This window comes from Mycolicibacter sinensis (assembly GCF_001667375.1).
Taxonomy (GTDB): Bacteria; Actinomycetota; Actinomycetes; order Mycobacteriales; family Mycobacteriaceae; genus Mycobacterium; species Mycobacterium sinense_A.
Window position 1 is genome coordinate 19,485 of sequence record NZ_LZIN01000048.1, and the last position, 15,815, is coordinate 35,299.

General features: G+C 68.9%; 17 protein-coding genes and 1 pseudogene. 10 read left to right on the forward strand and 8 right to left on the reverse strand.

The window, feature by feature from the left end; all coding sequences use genetic code 11:
- The first annotated feature begins 10 nt into the window (after nucleotides 1–10).
- The 3 genes from moeA (at nucleotide 11) to pssA (ending at nucleotide 2,952) form a co-directional block, all read left to right on the forward strand.
- Entirely contained in the window at nucleotides 11–1,228 is a 1,218-nt protein-coding gene (moeA, locus tag A5771_RS09540; protein WP_064854978.1) for a molybdopterin molybdotransferase MoeA, read from the forward strand.
- Nucleotides 1,229–1,333: 105 nt separating this feature from the next.
- On the forward strand, nucleotides 1,334–2,041 hold the full coding sequence (locus tag A5771_RS09545; protein ID WP_064854979.1) for a phosphatidylserine decarboxylase: 708 nt from the start codon (nucleotides 1,334–1,336) through the stop codon (nucleotides 2,039–2,041).
- Entirely contained in the window at nucleotides 2,038–2,952 is a 915-nt protein-coding gene (gene pssA / locus A5771_RS09550) for a CDP-diacylglycerol--serine O-phosphatidyltransferase (RefSeq protein ID WP_064854980.1), read from the forward strand. Before A5771_RS09545 ends, pssA begins: the two co-directional genes overlap by 4 nt.
- Before the next feature lies 1 nt (nucleotide 2,953).
- On the opposite strand, the gene A5771_RS09555 is transcribed toward pssA, so the two are convergent.
- Complete coding sequence (locus tag A5771_RS09555) at nucleotides 2,954–3,529, reverse strand: chorismate mutase (RefSeq protein WP_064854981.1); 576 nt, start codon at nucleotides 3,527–3,529, stop codon at nucleotides 2,954–2,956.
- Between A5771_RS09555 and A5771_RS09560 the strand changes: the two genes are divergently transcribed.
- On the forward strand, nucleotides 3,528–5,723 hold the full coding sequence (locus A5771_RS09560) for an AAA family ATPase (protein ID WP_064855010.1): 2,196 nt from the start codon (nucleotides 3,528–3,530) through the stop codon (nucleotides 5,721–5,723). The two genes, A5771_RS09555 and A5771_RS09560, sit on opposite strands and share 2 nt — an antisense overlap.
- Nucleotides 5,724–5,734: 11 nt before the next feature.
- On the opposite strand, the gene A5771_RS23930 is transcribed toward A5771_RS09560, so the two are convergent.
- Nucleotides 5,735–6,229, reverse strand: a complete 495-nt coding sequence (locus A5771_RS23930) for an SRPBCC family protein (protein WP_267887465.1) — start codon at nucleotides 6,227–6,229, stop codon at nucleotides 5,735–5,737.
- A pseudogene (locus A5771_RS24530) lies at nucleotides 6,206–6,529 on the reverse strand (bleomycin resistance protein); the annotation flags it as partial. The gene A5771_RS23930 and the pseudogene A5771_RS24530, both read right to left, overlap by 24 nt.
- Before the next feature lie 184 nt (nucleotides 6,530–6,713).
- Between A5771_RS24530 and A5771_RS09570 the strand changes: the two are divergent.
- The gene (locus A5771_RS09570; protein ID WP_064854982.1) at nucleotides 6,714–7,226 is read left to right on the forward strand and encodes a nitroreductase/quinone reductase family protein; all 513 of its coding nucleotides are present in this window, start codon (nucleotides 6,714–6,716) and stop codon (nucleotides 7,224–7,226) included.
- Here A5771_RS09570 and A5771_RS09575 read toward each other — a convergent pair.
- Nucleotides 7,223–7,789 carry a TetR/AcrR family transcriptional regulator gene (locus A5771_RS09575; protein WP_064854983.1) on the reverse strand — a complete coding sequence of 189 codons (567 nt, stop codon included), beginning with the start codon at nucleotides 7,787–7,789 and terminating at the stop codon, nucleotides 7,223–7,225. The two genes, A5771_RS09570 and A5771_RS09575, sit on opposite strands and share 4 nt — an antisense overlap.
- Nucleotides 7,790–7,835: 46 nt before the next feature.
- Here A5771_RS09575 and A5771_RS09580 point away from each other — a divergent pair, with 46 nt between their 5' ends.
- From A5771_RS09580 to A5771_RS09590, 3 genes are read left to right on the forward strand one after another with little or no spacing between them, the layout of a single operon-like run.
- On the forward strand, nucleotides 7,836–8,666 hold the full coding sequence (locus tag A5771_RS09580) for a mycofactocin-coupled SDR family oxidoreductase (protein ID WP_064854984.1): 831 nt from the start codon (nucleotides 7,836–7,838) through the stop codon (nucleotides 8,664–8,666).
- Nucleotides 8,663–9,466 carry a mycofactocin-coupled SDR family oxidoreductase gene (locus A5771_RS09585; RefSeq protein ID WP_064854985.1) on the forward strand — a complete coding sequence of 268 codons (804 nt, stop codon included), beginning with the start codon at nucleotides 8,663–8,665 and terminating at the stop codon, nucleotides 9,464–9,466. Before A5771_RS09580 ends, A5771_RS09585 begins: the two co-directional genes overlap by 4 nt.
- 34 nt (nucleotides 9,467–9,500) lie before the next feature.
- Nucleotides 9,501–10,265, forward strand: a complete 765-nt coding sequence (locus tag A5771_RS09590; RefSeq protein WP_082947157.1) for a carboxymuconolactone decarboxylase family protein — start codon at nucleotides 9,501–9,503, stop codon at nucleotides 10,263–10,265.
- 56 nt (nucleotides 10,266–10,321) lie between these two features.
- On the opposite strand, the gene A5771_RS09595 is transcribed toward A5771_RS09590, so the two are convergent.
- Nucleotides 10,322–11,602, reverse strand: coding sequence for a cytochrome P450 (locus tag A5771_RS09595; RefSeq protein ID WP_064855012.1), 1,281 nt, complete (start codon nucleotides 11,600–11,602; stop codon nucleotides 10,322–10,324).
- A 129-nt stretch (nucleotides 11,603–11,731) separates the two neighbouring features.
- Between A5771_RS09595 and A5771_RS09600 the strand changes: the two genes are divergently transcribed.
- Together A5771_RS09600 and A5771_RS09605 are read left to right on the forward strand one after the other, a co-directional pair.
- Nucleotides 11,732–12,319, forward strand: a complete 588-nt coding sequence (locus A5771_RS09600) for a TetR/AcrR family transcriptional regulator (protein WP_064854987.1) — start codon at nucleotides 11,732–11,734, stop codon at nucleotides 12,317–12,319.
- Nucleotides 12,320–12,405: 86 nt separating this feature from the next.
- Nucleotides 12,406–13,245 carry a mycofactocin-coupled SDR family oxidoreductase gene (locus tag A5771_RS09605; RefSeq protein WP_064854988.1) on the forward strand — a complete coding sequence of 280 codons (840 nt, stop codon included), beginning with the start codon at nucleotides 12,406–12,408 and terminating at the stop codon, nucleotides 13,243–13,245.
- A gap of 61 nt (nucleotides 13,246–13,306) precedes the next feature.
- Here A5771_RS09605 and A5771_RS09610 read toward each other — a convergent pair whose 3' ends face one another.
- From A5771_RS09610 to sodC, 3 genes are read right to left on the reverse strand one after another with little or no spacing between them, the layout of a single operon-like run.
- A complete protein-coding gene (locus A5771_RS09610; protein ID WP_064854989.1) occupies nucleotides 13,307–13,945 on the reverse strand; it encodes an LON peptidase substrate-binding domain-containing protein in 639 nt (212 codons plus the stop codon).
- Between the two features lie 12 nt (nucleotides 13,946–13,957).
- Nucleotides 13,958–15,100, reverse strand: a complete 1,143-nt coding sequence (locus A5771_RS09615) for a glutamate--cysteine ligase (protein WP_082947154.1) — start codon at nucleotides 15,098–15,100, stop codon at nucleotides 13,958–13,960.
- A gap of 4 nt (nucleotides 15,101–15,104) precedes the next feature.
- Nucleotides 15,105–15,812 (reverse strand): superoxide dismutase[Cu-Zn], encoded by a 708-nt coding sequence (gene sodC, locus A5771_RS09620; RefSeq protein WP_064854991.1) that lies wholly within the window; start codon nucleotides 15,810–15,812, stop codon nucleotides 15,105–15,107.
- Between the last annotated feature and the right edge of the window lie 3 nt (nucleotides 15,813–15,815).

The window sequence follows — 15,815 nt, forward strand, 5'->3', positions numbered from 1 at the left end:
AAATGTCGGGATGCGTTCTGTCGAGGAACATCAGCGCGCTGTCGCCGACTTGATCCGTCCGCGTCCGCCGGTCACCCTTTCGCTGTCCGATGCCGAGGGGCTGGTGCTGGCCGCGGATGTGACCGCGCCGATCTCCTTGCCGGTCTTCGACAACTCCGGCATGGACGGCTACGCCGTGCTTGCCGACGACGTAGCCGCGGCGACACCCGAGAATCCGGTGACGCTGCCGGTGACCGAGGACATTCCGGCCGGGCGCACCGACATCCCGTCACTGCAGCCCGGTACCGCACATCGCATCATGACCGGAGCACCGATCCCCTTCGGCGCCGACGGCGTGGTTCCCGTCGAGGCCACCGACGGCGGGACCGACGTGGTGGAGATCCGTGCCGCCACCGCCCGGGGACGCCACGTCCGCCGCGCCGGCGGCGACGTCGCCGAAGGTGCCACCGTGCTGTGGGCCGGCCAGCCCGTCAGTGCGCCGGCGGCCGGTTTGGCCGCGGCGCTGGGCCTGCCCGAGCTGACGGTGCGGCCCCGGCAACGGGTGCTGGTGATCTCCACCGGCACCGAACTGGTCCCGCCGGGAACCCCGCTGGCGCCCGGACAGATCTATGAGTCCAACGGGGTGATGCTGGCCGCCGCGGTGCGCGACGCCGGCGCCGAGGTGGTGGCCGCGGCGACCGTCGCCGACGACACCGCCGCGTTCACCGCGGTGCTCGACCGCTACGGCGTGCGCGAGGGTGCGGTGGACCTGATCATCACCAGCGGCGGGGTCAGCGCGGGCGCCTACGAGGTGGTCAAGGACGTCTTCGGCCGGGACGGCGATCAGGGTGTGGACTTCGTCAAGGTGGCGATGCAGCCCGGCATGCCGCAGGGCATTGGGAGAGTCGGCGAAGCGGCGATCATCACGCTGCCCGGCAACCCGGTCAGTGCGCAGGTCTCCTTCGAGGTGTTCGTCCGCCCCGCGCTGCGCCGCGCGATGGATCTGCCCACACCGGACCGGCCGCGCCGCACCGCCGTCCTCAGCGAGACGCTGACCTCCCCGGCCGGCCGCCGGCAGTTCCGGCGCGGCCTGCTCGACCATGACACCGGGACCGTCACCAACTACGGCCCGCCCGCCTCCCACCATCTGCGCTACCTGGCGTCGGCCAACTGCCTGCTGGACATCGCCGACGAGGTGACCGAACTCGCGATGGGCACTCCGGTCGAGGTCTGGGACCTCACCGGGTGAGCCCGGCGGTTCGGCAAGGCTCGACGAGGGAGAGCCGAAGCTGGAACCGCCGCATGAGCCGAGCGGTTCAGCAAGGCCACCGCCGGCAGCTTCTAAGATGGCCGGATGGCCAGACGACCCCGCCCACCGGATGATCCCGGCGGTCTGCGACACCTGATCGAGCTCGTGCGCACGACGGTGCCGCCGATGCACCACGCCGGCGTACCGTTCGTCGCCGGCGCGCTGGGCGTGGCGGCGCTGGGCCGCAAGCAGCGCTGGCTGCGGGGCGTCGGGCTGCTGGCCGCCGGCGCCAGCGCCGGGTTCTTCCGGCATCCGCCGCGGGTGCCGCCGACCCGCCCCGGGGTGGTGGTGGCCCCCGCCGACGGCATGGTCTGTCTGGTCGACACCGCCACCCCGCCGCCCGAACTGGACCTGCCCGACACTCCGCTGCCGCGGGTCAGCATCTTCATGTCGGTGTTCGACGCGCACGTGCAGCGGGCCCCAGTCGGCGGTGAGGTGCTCGACGTGCGACACCGGGCCGGCCAGTTCGGGTCCGCGGACCGCGCCGAGGCCAGTGAAGACAACGAGCGCAACAGTGTGCGCATCCGCACCGCCGACGGCGCCGAGGTGATCGCGGTGCAGATCGCCGGGCTGGTGGCGCGGCGCATCGTCTGCGACACCCGGCCCGGCGATCACCTGGCGATCGGTGACACCTACGGGCTGATCCGGTTCGGATCGCGGCTGGACACCTACCTGCCGGTCGGGAGCCAGCCGCTGGTCGGCGTCGGTCAGCGCATGATCGCCGGCGAGACCGTGCTGGCCCAGCTGCCATGACGGCCGCCCCTCATCAGGCCGTCCCAGGGTCCCGCACCCGAGGTTCGGTGGGCCTGCACATCCTGCCCAGCTCGATGACGGTGCTGGCCATCTGCGCGGGCCTGACCTCAATCAAGTACGCGTTGGACGGTCAGCCGCACGTAGCGATGGCGCTGATCGCGGCGGCCGCCATCCTCGATGGCCTCGACGGGCGGGTGGCCCGCATCCTGGATGCCGAGTCGCGGATGGGCGCCGAGATCGATTCGCTGGCCGACGCCGTCGACTTCGGGGTGGCCCCCGCGGTGGTGATCTATGTGTCGCTGCTGTCGACGCAGCCGGCGGGCTGGATCGTGGTGCTGCTCTACGCGGTGTGCGTGGTGCTGCGGTTGGCCCGGTTCAACGCCCTGCTGGATGACGCCACCCTGCCGGCCTACACCCGCGAATTCTTCGTCGGGATGCCCGCGCCGGCCGGAGCGATCACGCTGATGGGTCTGCTGGCCGCGAAACTGCAGTTCGGCGACGGCTGGTGGACGTCGCAGTGGTTCACCTGCACCTGGGTGGTGGCCACCTCGCTGCTGCTGGTCAGTCGCATTCCGATGCGCAAGATGCACGCGGTGTCAGTACCGCCGCACCTGGCCGCGCCGCTGTTGGCGGTGCTGGCGCTGGTGGCCGCCGCGGCGTTCCTGTTCCCCTATGTGCTGGTGCTGGTGCTGATCGTGACGTACCTGTGCACCATTCCGTTCTCGGTTCGCAGCCAGCGCTGGGTGGCCGCGCACCCGGAGACCTGGGAGCACGCCCCCCGGGAGCGCCGGGCCGCGCGCCGGGAGATCCGCCGGTCGCAGCCGAGTCGCCGCCCGGGTGTGCGGCGGGGCATCCGCCGGCCCAGCGGGCAGTCGATGGCACGGCTGCGGCTGCGCAAGCCCGGTCGCTGAGTTACCCGGCGCAGTACTCCCGCGTCGCCGATGACAACGCCTGCCGGGAGAACTCGTCGAATCGCCGCGCCGCGCTGACGTCTCTGATGGCCGCATCGAGATGGGCGGGGCATTCCGGGGCGTGCAGCTGCTGCCACTGCAGGCCGAGCTGAGTGAGCATGACGTGGTTGAAGCCGTCGATGCGCGCCCGTGATGTCGCCAGGTCGGGTGCAGCGGCCGGAGCGCTGGCCGGGTGCAGCTTCCACTGCGCGAACCGGTAGTGCTCGAGCGCTTCGGTGGCGGCGATCTGGTCGGTGAAGATCTGGCGCACGTAGCCGGCGTCGAGGTGTTCGGTCTCGGCGGCCGATGCCAGGGAGTCCAGTTGTTGTTGCACCCGGGCTGGGTCTTCGATGCCGGCGTTGGTGCGCCATTTGATGGCCGCCACGTCGTCGCCGACCTGCAGCCGCTGGGCGGCGGCCCCGACCAACTCGGCCAGCGGGTTGGGGTTATCGGCTCCGGCGGTGGGCGGTAGCGCCAGCAGGGTGGCCGCGCAGATCGCCGACGCCGGAATGGTGCAGTATGCCGATAATGGCCGCATGGGTTCTATTGAAGAGCATCGGGACGGCGATGCCTCCCGGACCTCCTCCCGCCACCTGACGCTGATCGCCCGGCTGAACACCTCGGCTGTGGATTCGCGCCGCGGTGTGGTCCGGTTGCACGCCGAAGCGATTGCCGCCCTGGGTATTCGGGAATGGGACGCGGTGTCGCTGACCGGTTCGCGCACCACGGCAGCGGTGGCCGGATTGGCTGCGACGGGCTCGCCGGCCGGCGTGGTGCTGCTCGACGACGTGACCCTGTCCAACGCCGGTCTGCGGGACGGCACCGAGGTGGTGGTAGCAGCGGTCACGGTCTACGGCGCCCGCTCGGTGACGCTGAGCGGGTCGAAGCTGGCCTCGCAGTCGGTCTCACCGGCCACCTTGCGCCAAGCACTGCTGGGCAAGGTGCTGACCGTCGGCGACGCGGTGTCGCTGCTGCCGCGCGATCTGGGTCCGGGCACCTCGACGTCCGCGGCCACCACCGCGCTGGCCTCCGCGGTGGGGATCAGCTGGACCTCGGAACTGTTGACGGTCACCGGTGTCGACCCGGCCGGACCGGTCAGCGTGCAACCCAACTCCTCGGTGGACTGGGGCAAGGGCACCGCAGTCGCGCCGTCGAATCGGGCCGTGGCCACCGCATCCGCCCCGCTGAGCGTCGACGACCTCAAAGGCTGCGCCGCACAGGCCGACAAGCTCACCGAGTGGCTCAAGCTGGCCCTGGACGAACCGCATCTGCTCAAGACGCTCAACGCCGGCACCAACCTCGGCGTGCTGGTGTCCGGACCGGCCGGGGTCGGCAAGTCCACGCTGGTGCGAGCGGTGTGTGGCCGCCGGCGGGTGGTCGAACTCGACGGGCCCGAGATCGGGGCGAGGGTTCCCGACGAGCGACTGGCGGCGGTGCGCTCGGCCGTGACGGCCATCGGCGACGGCGGCGGGGTGCTGTTGATCACCGACATCGATGCGCTGCTGCCGGAGACCGCCGAGCCGGTGAGCACCCTGATCCTGGCCGAGCTGCGCAACGCCGTCGCCTCCGACGGGGTGGCGTTCATCGCCACCTCCGCGCTGCCGGATCGGGCCGACGCTCGGCTGCGCGCCCCGGAGCTGTGCGACCGGGAGCTGCGGTTGAGTCTGCCCGACGGCGCGACCCGCGCAGCACTGCTGGGCGGAATGCTGAAATCGGTGCCCAGCGACGCCCTGGATCTGAATGAGATCGCCGATCGCACACCGGGTTTCGTGGCCACCGATCTTTCGGCTCTGGTGCGCGAAGCGGCACTGCGGGCGGCGTCGCGGGCCAGCGACACCGGCGCGGAGCCGGTGCTGACCCAGGAGGACCTGGCCGGTGCGCTCAGCGTGATCCGGCCGCTGTCCCGCTCGGCCGCCACCGAGGTCTCCGTTGGCTCGGTGACCCTCGACGACGTCGGGGACATGGAGGCCACCAAGCAGGCGCTGACCGAGGCGATCCTGTGGCCGCTGCAGCACCCCGACACCTTCACCCGCTTGGGCGTCGACCCGCCGCACGGCGTGCTGCTCTACGGCCCGCCGGGCTGCGGCAAGACCTTCGTGGTGCGTGCCCTGGCCGGATCCGGGCGGGTCAGCGTGCACGCCGTCAAAGGCGCTGAGCTGATGGACAAATGGGTGGGCAGCAGCGAACGGGCGGTGCGGGATCTGTTCCAGCGCGCTCGCGATTCCGCGCCGTCGCTGGTGTTCCTCGACGAGATCGACGCCCTGGCGCCGCGGCGCGGGCAGAGCTTCGACTCCGGGGTGACCGACCGGGTGGTGGCCGCGCTGCTCACCGAGCTCGACGGCGTCAACCCACTGCGCGACGTGGTGGTGGTCGGCGCCACCAACCGGCCGGAGCTGATCGACCCGGCCCTGACCCGGCCGGGCCGGCTGGAGAAGCTGGTGTTCGTCGAGCCACCCGACGCCGACGCGCGCCGGCAGATCCTGCGGGTGGCCGGAAAGTCCGTGCCGCTGCATGACGACGTCGACCTCGACGCCTTGGCCGCCGACCTCGACGGCTACAGCGCCGCGGACTGCGTGGCGCTGCTGCGCGAAGCAGCTCTGACCGCGATGCGGCGCTCCATCGACGCCGCCGACGTGACGAACGCCGATATCACCGCGGCGCGTGAAAATGTCCGGCCCTCACTGGATCCCGCTCAGATCGAGACGCTGCGATCCTTCGCTGACGCGCGTTAACTCGGCCGGCGTTAGCAGCCCTCAGCCAACGCGGCAAGCCGGGCCAGCGAGTCCGCCAGCCGGTCCGCGGTGGTCCAGCGCGCCCGCGGGAGGCGTTTCGGATCGGTCAGCTGCGACCAGTCGTAGGTGTGGGTGACCCGGGTGTGTGCCTCGTCCAACGGCTCGAGTTCCCACCGCCATAGATGTCCCGGGGGCTGCTGGCCGGGTTCGGCCGGGAACCAGGCGATCCGGCGGCCTTCCTCGAACTCCACCACGTGGTTCTCCCGCACGACACCGAGGGTCAGCGCCATGGTGAACATCGCACCGACCGCGTGCACCCGTTGTCCGGCAGGCGCTTCGGCGAGGTTCTCGTTGCCGTCCCACCGGGGCTGCTGAGCCGGATCGGCGATCAACTCGAAGATCCGCGCCGCCGGCGCGGCGATGTCACGGCTGGCGTGGGCGACCTTCGCCGGTGAGCCGACGCGGTGGGCGGTGCCGTCCGGGTCGACGTAGGCGAACTCCCGCAGCTGATACTCGGTGTCCACCGGCTCGACAAAACGTCCCTGCACTCCCGAGGCGGTCCACTGCGCGTAGAGCGCGTCGGCGTCGTCGACGTAGAGATACACGCTGGAGGCGGTCCGCAGTGGATCGTGCTCGGCCCACTCTGACAGGTGCAAGGAGACCGGCCCACGTTCGACGAAGCCGTACCGGGCGGGCCCGACGTAGGCGCGAGCGACGAATCCCAGCCGGCGGTAGCGGTCCAGCGCCGCATCGAGATCTCGCACCGGAATGATCGGTGAAACCGCGGTGAATCCGATGTCTGCCATGACGAAAGCGTACGTCGACACATGGTGCCGTCATCCACACGAAGTCCGCTCCCCCGGCCCCGATAGCGTCGACGCTATCCGATTCGGCGACATTCACCACCCGCCCACCGGCAACTTGTGGGGCCCTTGGGAAACCTGTTGCGCCCCGGTTGGGTTCCGCGGCAAACGCGGGATAGTCAGCGGCATGACTGAGAACCCCTTTCCCGACGTGCGGTGGGGCCGCGACCCCGGAACGCGGGCGCGGCGAGTGATCGGGGCGGTCGCGGGATCGAAACCCGGCGCCTGGTTCATCCGCCGATGCACGCCGCTGGACCGCTGGCTGCTCGACCGCAGCGGCGGCCGGTTCACCATCTTGGGACCGATGGCCGTCCCGTTGCTGCTGCTCACCACCACCGGCCGCAAATCCGGTCAGCGTCGCCAGATCCCGCTGGCGTATATGCGTGACGGGGACCGGCTGTTCCTGGTGGGCAGCAACTTCGGACAAGCGCACCATCCGGCATGGGCGTTGAATCTCGTCGCCGACCCCAACGCGTGGGTCACGATGGGCGGCAAGGAGTTTCCGGTGCTGGCCACCGAGGTGGTCGGCGAGGAGCGCGACCGGATCTACCAGGAGTTCGTCGACTACATCAGCAACTACGACACCTACCGGGGCCGGTCCGGACGCGAGATCAAAATCTTTGCGCTCACCAGCCGCTAACGGCCCGCGGCCCTCTCGTATCCACTGGTGAGCCAGTACACCGCCCGGTCCAGGCTCGGCAGGATGTCGGTGATGGCGATCTCGCCGGCGGCGAAGCGGGCGGACAGCCCGTAAACCAGGTTCGAGATGATGACATCCAGGTCGGTGATGAAACCTTCGTCGACGTCGGAGAGCGCTGCGCGCATCGCGGGGCCCACCACGTCGAGCCCCCGGCGGACCAACGTGTCACCGCCGGGGGCAGATCGGGCCCGGACGTAGGCGGTGAGCATCGCCGGGTGCCGCTCCCACGGCTCGAAAAGGGTGCGGTACAGGCGCATCAGCGCGGTATACACCGATTCCCCGGGCGCCCGCGAATGCGAGACGACGCCCGAGTAGCGGTTCTCGGCCATCCAGGAGTCGAGGGCGGCCAGAATGAGCTCGTCACGGGTGGCATACCGCTTGTAGATGGTCGCCAGCGACACCCGGGCCCGGCGGGCGACTTCGCGGAGCTGGACCGCGTCATAGCCCCGCGTTTCAAGGATTTCGACGACGATGCCCAGGATCCGATCCTCAGAACTGTCCATAAATTCACCCCTTGCCGCCGACGAGTAACCAGGTTACCGTACCGGCATGGGTTCTCTTGACGGAAAAGTCGCATTCATCACCGGCGCAGCGCGGGGGCAGGGCCGCAGCCACGCGGTTCGGCTCGCCGCCGACGGAGCCGACATCATCGGTGTCGACATCTGCTCCGACATTGCTTCCAACGGCTATCCGATGGCCAGTCGCGCGGAGCTCGACGAAACCGTCGCGCTGGTGGAAGCCCAGGGCGGCAAGATGATCGCCTCGGTTTCCGACGTCCGCGATTTCGCCGCACTGAAGGCCGCGCTGGATGCCGGGGTCGAGCACTTCGGCCGCCTCGACATCGTCTGCGCCAACGCCGGTATCGCCGCGATGGCCTTTCGCGAGCTGACCGACGACGAAGACCTGCAGATGTGGACCGACGTGATCGACGTCAACCTGGTCGGTTCGTTCCACACCGCCAAAGCGGCCATCCCGCACCTGATCGCCGGCGGCCGGGGCGGGTCGATCGTGTTCACCAGCTCCACAGCCGGCCTGAAGGGCTTCGGCGGCCTGCAGGGCGGCGGCCTGGGCTACGCGGCATCCAAGCACGGCATCGTCGGCTTGATGCGCACGCTGTCCAATGCACTTGCCCCGCAGAGCATCCGGGTCAACACGGTGCACCCGACCGCGGTCAACACCATGATGGCGGTCAACCCGGCGATGACGGCGTTTCTCGAGCACTATCCCGACGGCGGGCCGCACCTGCAGAACCCGATGCCGGTCGGCATGCTCGAACCCGAGGACATCAGCGCCGCGATCGCCTACCTGGTCTCCGACGCCGCCCGATACGTCACCGGGGTCACCTTCCCCGTCGACGCCGGCTTCTGCAACAAGCTATGAGCGGGCGGGTTGCAGGCAAGCGGGTGCTGGTGACCGGCGCCGCGCGGGGCATGGGACGCAGTCACGCTGTGCGCCTGGCCGAGGAAGGCGCCGACCTGATCCTGGTCGATATCTGCGCCTCGCTGCCGGAGATCGAATATCCGCTGGCCACTACCGAAGACCTCGACGAGACCGCGCGGTTGGTCACTGAGCTGGGCCGCCGCGCGGTCAGCCACGTGGTCGACGTGCGCGACGGCGCCGCGCTGGCCGCCGCCGTTGACGACGGCGTGGCCGAACTGGGCGGCCTGGACGCCTCGGTGGCCAACGCCGGGGTGATTACCGGGGGAACCTGGGACACCACCACCTCCCGGCAGTGGCGCACCGTCGTCGACGTCAACCTGATCGGGACGTGGAACACCTGCTCGGCGGCACTGCCGCACCTGGTCGAGCATGGTGGCAGCCTGATCAACATCAGTTCGGTGGCCGGGCTGAAGGGCAGTCCGCTGCACACTCCCTACACCGCATCCAAGCACGGTGTGGTCGGCATGAGCCGAGCCCTGGCCAATGAGCTTGCCGCGGTGAATGTCCGGGTCAACACGGTCCACCCGACCGGGGTCGAGACCGGGATGCGGCCGGACACGCTGCACGGGCTGCTGCACGAGGCCCGCGCCGACCTGGGACCGATCTTCCAGAACGCGTTGCCGATCGTGATGACCGAGGCTCGCGACGTCAGCAACGCGGTGCTGTTCCTGGTCTCCGATGAGTCCCGGCACGTGACCGGGCTGGAATTCAAGGTCGACGCCGGTGTCACCCTCCGGTGAGGCGGGGCGCGGCGAGCGCGCCTTCGCCGAGTTGATGACCGTTCCAGCCCCCGACTGCTCCCCGATCGCGGCGACCATGCTCGACTTCGTCTTCGCCCAGGTCTGGGCGCGTCCGGGGTTGAGCCGCCGCGACCGATGGTTCATCGCACTGCCGTGCCTGGCCGCCGCTGATACCGAGGGACCGCTGCGCCAGCACGTCTACGCCGCGCTCGCGAGCGGGGACCTCACGATTGACGAAATGCGGGAAGCGGTCTTGCATTTCGCGGTGTACGCGGGCTGGCCGAAAGCGTCGCTGTTCAACATGACCGTCGACGCGCAGTGGCAGCGCATCCACGCCGAGCGCGACCAGCCGGTCCCGCCACCGACCCCGCTGCTGCCGCTGGCCACACCCAGCGACCCCGAAGCGCGCCTGCGCGTCGGCGAGCAGTCGTTTCGGGACGTCAACTGCCTACCCTTCGCCCCGGTGCGCGACGACCCGTACTCGGGCGCGGGGATTCTCAATTTCGTCTTCGGCGAGATGTGGTTGCGGCCCGGGCTGGGCATGAAGCAGCGCCGGCTGGTGACCGTGGCGTGCGTGGCGTTTCAAGACGCGCCGTATCCGATCCTCAGCCACGTCTACGCCGCACTGAAGAGTCGCGACGTGTCGTTCGAGCAGATGGACGAGCTGGCTTTGCAATTCGGCGCCTACTACGGCTGGGCCAAGGCGTCGCGGCTGGCCCAGGTGATCGAGGAGCAGAAGCAGCGGGTCACCGACGAGTGGGGCGCCGAGGGCGCGACCACCCCGCGCGAGCAGACGTGAAAGCCCCCTAGGACAGGGTTTTTAGGGGGCTTTCGTGACTGCTCGCGGGAAAAGAATCAGCTCACCGGGTCGAACTCGATGTGCAGCTTGCTCAGGCCGCGCAGCAGGAACGTCGGCTCATAGTCGTATCGCCGCTCACCGGCCGGCCCGTGGTGGGCTTCGCTGATTCTGATGTCGCGCATCCGGTCCAGCATCCGGTGGACGGTGATACGTCCTTCGACCCTGGCCAGCGGGGCGCCGGCGCAGGTGTGGATGCCCCGGCCGAAGGCGATGTGCTCACGCACGTTCTTGCGGTCCAGTCGGAACTCGTCGGGGTTGGCGAACTTGCGCGGATCGCGGTTCGCCGCGCCCAGACACAGCATCAGCACGGTGCCGGCCTTGATCCGCGTCCCGCCCAGCGTGGTGGTCTTGCGGGCCAGACGGAAGTCGATCTTGGTGGGGCTCTGGATGCGCAACGCCTCTTCGATGAAGACGGGGATCAGTGCGGGGTCCTCCCGCAGCGTCTGCTGGAATTCCGGCCGCTCGCAGAGGGTTTGTACCGCCGCACCGAGCAGCTTGGTGACGGTCTCCTGGCCGGCACCGAACAAGAAGGTGGCCGGGTGAACCACCTCGAGCAGTTCCGGCGTGGACCCGTCGGGGTAGGTGGCGGTGGCCAGGCTGGTGAGCACATCTTCGCGGGGCTGGCGTCGCCGCTCGCTGAGGTAGCCGCTGAACTTCTCGTCGAGGTACTCCAGCGGATTGAGCCCCACCGGCGTCCCGTCCAGGGATCCAACGTGTTGTCCCTCGCTGTACCCCGCACCGAGCGCGCGCCGGAATTCGGCCCGGTCCTCTTCGGGAACGCCGAGCAGGTCGGTGATAGCCAGGGTCGCATAGGGTTTGGCGTAGTCGAACAGGAATTCACAGCGGCCGTTGGCGATGAATTCGTCGAGTTGGGTGTCGGTCAGTTGCCAGATGAAGTCCTCGTTCTCCTTCAGGCGCTTCGGGGTGAGCAGCCCGCTGAGCAGCGACCTGGCGCGGGTATGCGCGGGCGGATCCATCACGACGACATGTTCGAAGATCGGGAACAGATGCCGGTGCGCCTCGATCTGCTCGGTGATGTCGTCGCCCTCGGGCTCGAACGGCAGCGGCGGGAAGGGACCGCCGATGGCGTTGACCGCCGAGAACGAATCGTGGTCTTTGAAGGCGGCAAGCACCTCGTCGTAGCCGGTGACGGCGACGACGCCGTGGTGCGGCTCGACGAAGACGGGCCCATTCGAGCGCAGGTATTCGTAATAAGGGTAGGGATTCTGGGTCACCCCGGGATCGGAGAAGTAATCCACCGCCGCGAGATCCGTCACCACGGATGCGCCCCTTCGCTCGTATCACGACCTGGTCGCGCTGATCGATCGATCAAATTGTTAGAATGCGTCATGCCTATCATGTGCGGCAGCGGGCGGTCAAGCAATCGCCGCGCCAGGATGGCCTGAATGACGGGGCCGCGCAAGGCCAAATCGACCGACAGCGCAACCCGGCGGCGGCTGATCGAAGCGACCGCCCGGCTGATGCGCGACGAAGGCTACGCCGCGGCGACCTCGCGGCGGGTGGCCGCCGAGGCCGGGGTGAAGCAGGCCCTGGTCTACTACTACTTCCCCACCATGGACGACCTGTTCGTCGAGGTGCTGCGCGCCGGGGCCGACGTCGCGCTGGAGCGGATGCGCGCCGCCCTCACCGCCGACGATCCGCTCAGGGCGCTGTGGACCATCAATAGCGATGCCCGCCTGACCGGCTTGAATACCGAGTTCATGGCGTTGGCCAACCACCGCAAGGCGATCCGTACCGAACTCAAGGCCTACGCCGAACGGGTCCGGGACATCGAGACCGCGGCCGTCACGGTGGCGTTGCGCACCAACGGCGTCGACCTGGAGCAGTATCCCCCGGTCGCCGTCGCCATGCTGATCGCCCAGACCGCCCGCAGCCTGTGCAACGAAGAGACCGTCGGCGTCACCAGTGGCCACGACGAGCTGCGCGTCCTCGTCGAGCGTCAGCTGGGCAGGCTGGCGGGCCCGCCGGCTTAGCACCGAGTAGTAACCGATGGTTGACAACCCGGCCCGTTGGTGCCAGCCTTGCTGATCGATCGACCAACACGAGGCGAGGTGCAGACATGGGTGGACGAGTCGAGGGCAAAGTCGCTTTCATCACCGGGGCGGCGCGCGGTCAGGGCCGCAGTCACGCGGTGCGGCTCGCCCAGGAAGGCGCGGACATCATCGCCGTCGACGTGTGCGCTCCGATCAGCAGCAATACCGTGATCCCGCCGGCGACATCGGATGATCTCGCCGAAACCGCGGATCTGATCAAGGGATTGAACCGCCGCATCGTGACCGCCGAGGTCGACGTCCGCGACTTCGACGCGCTCAAAGCCGCCGTCGACAGCGGTGTTGAGCAACTCGGGCGCCTGGATGTCATCGTCGCCAACGCCGGAATCGGCAACGGCGGCGAGACCCTGGACAAGACCTCCGAAACCGACTGGCAGGACATGATCGACGTCAACCTGTCGGGCGTCTGGAAAACCGTCAAAGCCGGTGTGCCCCATCTCATCTCCGGCGGAAACGGCGGATCCATCGTCTTGACCAGCTCAGTCGGCGGCCTCAAGGCCTACCCGCACACCGGTCACTACATCGCGGCCAAACACGGCGTGGTCGGGCTGATGCGCACCTTCGCCGTCGAGCTGGGACAGCACTTCATCCGGGTCAACTCGGTACACCCCACCAACGTGAACACGCCGCTGTTCATGAACGAGGGAACGATGAAGCTGTTCCGCCCGGACCTGAAGAACCCCGGCGCCGACGACATGGCCGTCGTGGCGCAGCTCATGCACGTGCTGCCGATCGGTTGGGTTGAACCGGTCGACATCAGCAACGCCGTGCTGTTCCTGGCCTCCGACGAATCCCGTTATATCACCGGGCTTCCGATGACCGTCGACGCGGGCAGCTGCCTGAAATAAGCCACGTTGACTCTGCGTCCACCAGACACCTCACTCGCACTTCTGCCTGGTGGACGCAGAGTCAACGAGGGATATCGAATTCGACTCGGGCCGAGACCGTTTCGATCGCCTCGCGCAGCACCGCCATCCGGTCCGATAGCGTGGGCGCAGCCAACACCGCGTAACGGTCGGCCTCGCCCATCGGCACCCGGCAGGCCAGCGAATACAGCCGCTGCACCGGATCCAGCGAGCGCAACCGGCGGCCGCCCAGCATGGAGTTGCGCCCCGGCATGATCCACCGGCGGCGCGCCATCGCCATCCGCCTGTGCAGCGCGACGATACGGTCTTCGAGCTCGCGGAACCGACTGTCGTCCAACGGTTCTGCCTCATCCTCGGGCCACACCTCGGCGATCGCCCGCGGATACGGGTCGTCGGGGAGCCACTCGCGCACCCGGATCCGCTCCCCGGTCAGGCACCGCAACGCATAACGGCCGCCACCGAGCTCGGCGCAGTGCGTGATGGCAGCCATGGCGCCGACGTCGTTGCGCTGCTCACCGCCGCCCACCTCGCGGCCGCGGGCGATCAGCACTACCCCGAAACGCGGGTCACCGCTGCGCATCAGGTCGCCGACGAGCACCGTGTAGCGCAGCTCGAAGATCCGCAGGGACAGTTCCTCACCGGGCAGCAGCACCCACTCCAAGGGGAACATCGGCAGCTCCATCGGGGCGGCCCCTTAGTTGACGTCCAGTTCGGCGACCAGCGCATCGACGACAGCGCGCAGGTCGCCGTCGTGTTCCTCGGCGACCCGGCGCTGGCGCTGGTACGACGCGCCCGTCCGGTAGATGTCGGCGACGGCGGCGAGCTCGTCGGCGCAGTTCAGTCGCGCGGCGATCGGCTCCAGCCGGTTGAGCAGGTCGTCGAGGTCCTCGGTGACCAAGCGCTCGTTGCTGTCGGCGTCGAGGATGATCTCGGCGTCCAGGCCGTAACGGGCCGCGCGCCACTTGTTCTCCTGCACGTGCCACGGCGGCATGGTGGGCAGGAACTGGTCGGCGTCCAGCCGCCGGTCCAGATCGACGACCAGGCAGTGGGTCAGTGCCACCAGGGCGCTTAACTCGCGAAGATTGGACACCCCGTCGCAGACCCGCACCTCGATGGTGCCCAGACGCGGGGAAGGCCTGATGTCCCAACGGATCTCGTTGGTGTCGTCGATGATCCCGGTCTTCTTCTGGTCATAGACGAAGCCTTCGAACTCCGGCCAGGTCTGGAACTGAAACGGCAGACCCGCGGTCGGCAACTGCTGGAACATCATCGCCCGGTTACTGGCGTAGCCGGTGTCCTCACCGGCCCACCACGGCGACGACGCCGAGAGCGCCAGCAGGTGCGGGTAGTAGTTGAGCAGCGAGGAGATGATCGGCATGACCTTGCGCGCCGAGGAGATGCCGACGTGCACGTGCACTCCCCAGATCATCATCTGCCGGCCCCACCACTGGGTGCGTTTGATCAGCTCGGCGTACCGGGGAGCGTCGGTCAGTTTCTGCGCCGACCACTGCGCGAACGGGTGGGTGCCGGCGCCGAACAGTTCCATCCCCCGGTCGTGCACGATGGGCTGGGTGGCGGCCAGCGTCTGACGCAGGTCGTCCATCGCCTCACCGGTGTCGGCACAGATGCCGGTGACGAGTTCGACGGTGTTGCGCAGCAATTCGTTGTGCACCCGCGGGTTCTCGCCGATTTCGGCGAGCACGGCACTGGCTTCGTTGCTCAGGTCGCGGGTCTGGGCGTCGACCAGGGCGAACTCCCATTCCACCCCGAGGGTGGGCCGGGCACAGTGCGCGAACTCGATCCGGGCTTCAGACCGGGAGGAAGCCCAGCTGTGCAACGGGTTATCCGGTGCCGATGACACCACACGCAACCCGCTTGCCGGCGTCTCCGGTGGTCAGCGTGGTCTGGTCCGGGCCGGGAGTGCCGTTGACCTGGGTATAGCGGTCCGCCGGGATGTTGGCGAAGTTGTCCTTGTCCGCGTGGATGATCAGGGCGGTCTTCTCGCCGGCCAGCAACTCGTCGCGGGTGAACGCATCGGTGGTGGTGACCAATAGCGCGCTGCCGTCGGCGCGCACGTGCAGCGAAGTCAGATCACCGCTCTGCGGGTGCTCGTTGTGGCCGGGAGCCTGGAAGTGCCCGCCGGCCGACAGGAAGGCGCCGGGCGCCCCGCCGCCGGGGGCCACCGAGTCGGCTTCGCACTTGCCCACCTCATGGATGTGCATGCCGTGGAAGCCGGGCGTCAGCACGCCGGCGTTGGTGGTCTGCACGGTGATGGTGGCGAACTCCTTACCGCCGGCCGTGCTGAACTCGAACGTCGCAGTGGCGACCTGGCCGCCCTCGGGGGTCGTCAGGTGCGCGACGAGGTTGTTAGAGCCGCCCTGCTCTCCCGGCTCAGTCGCGTGGCCGGACGGCGCCGGTGACCCGGTCCAGATGGCCGGCGTGGTGCCCGGCACGTCCGACGGCGGCTCGTTGGGACTGCACGCGGCCACCATCACAAGCGGGGTGGCGAAGACTGCGGCGGCGAGAACTCTGCGGTGACCTGTGACCATGCG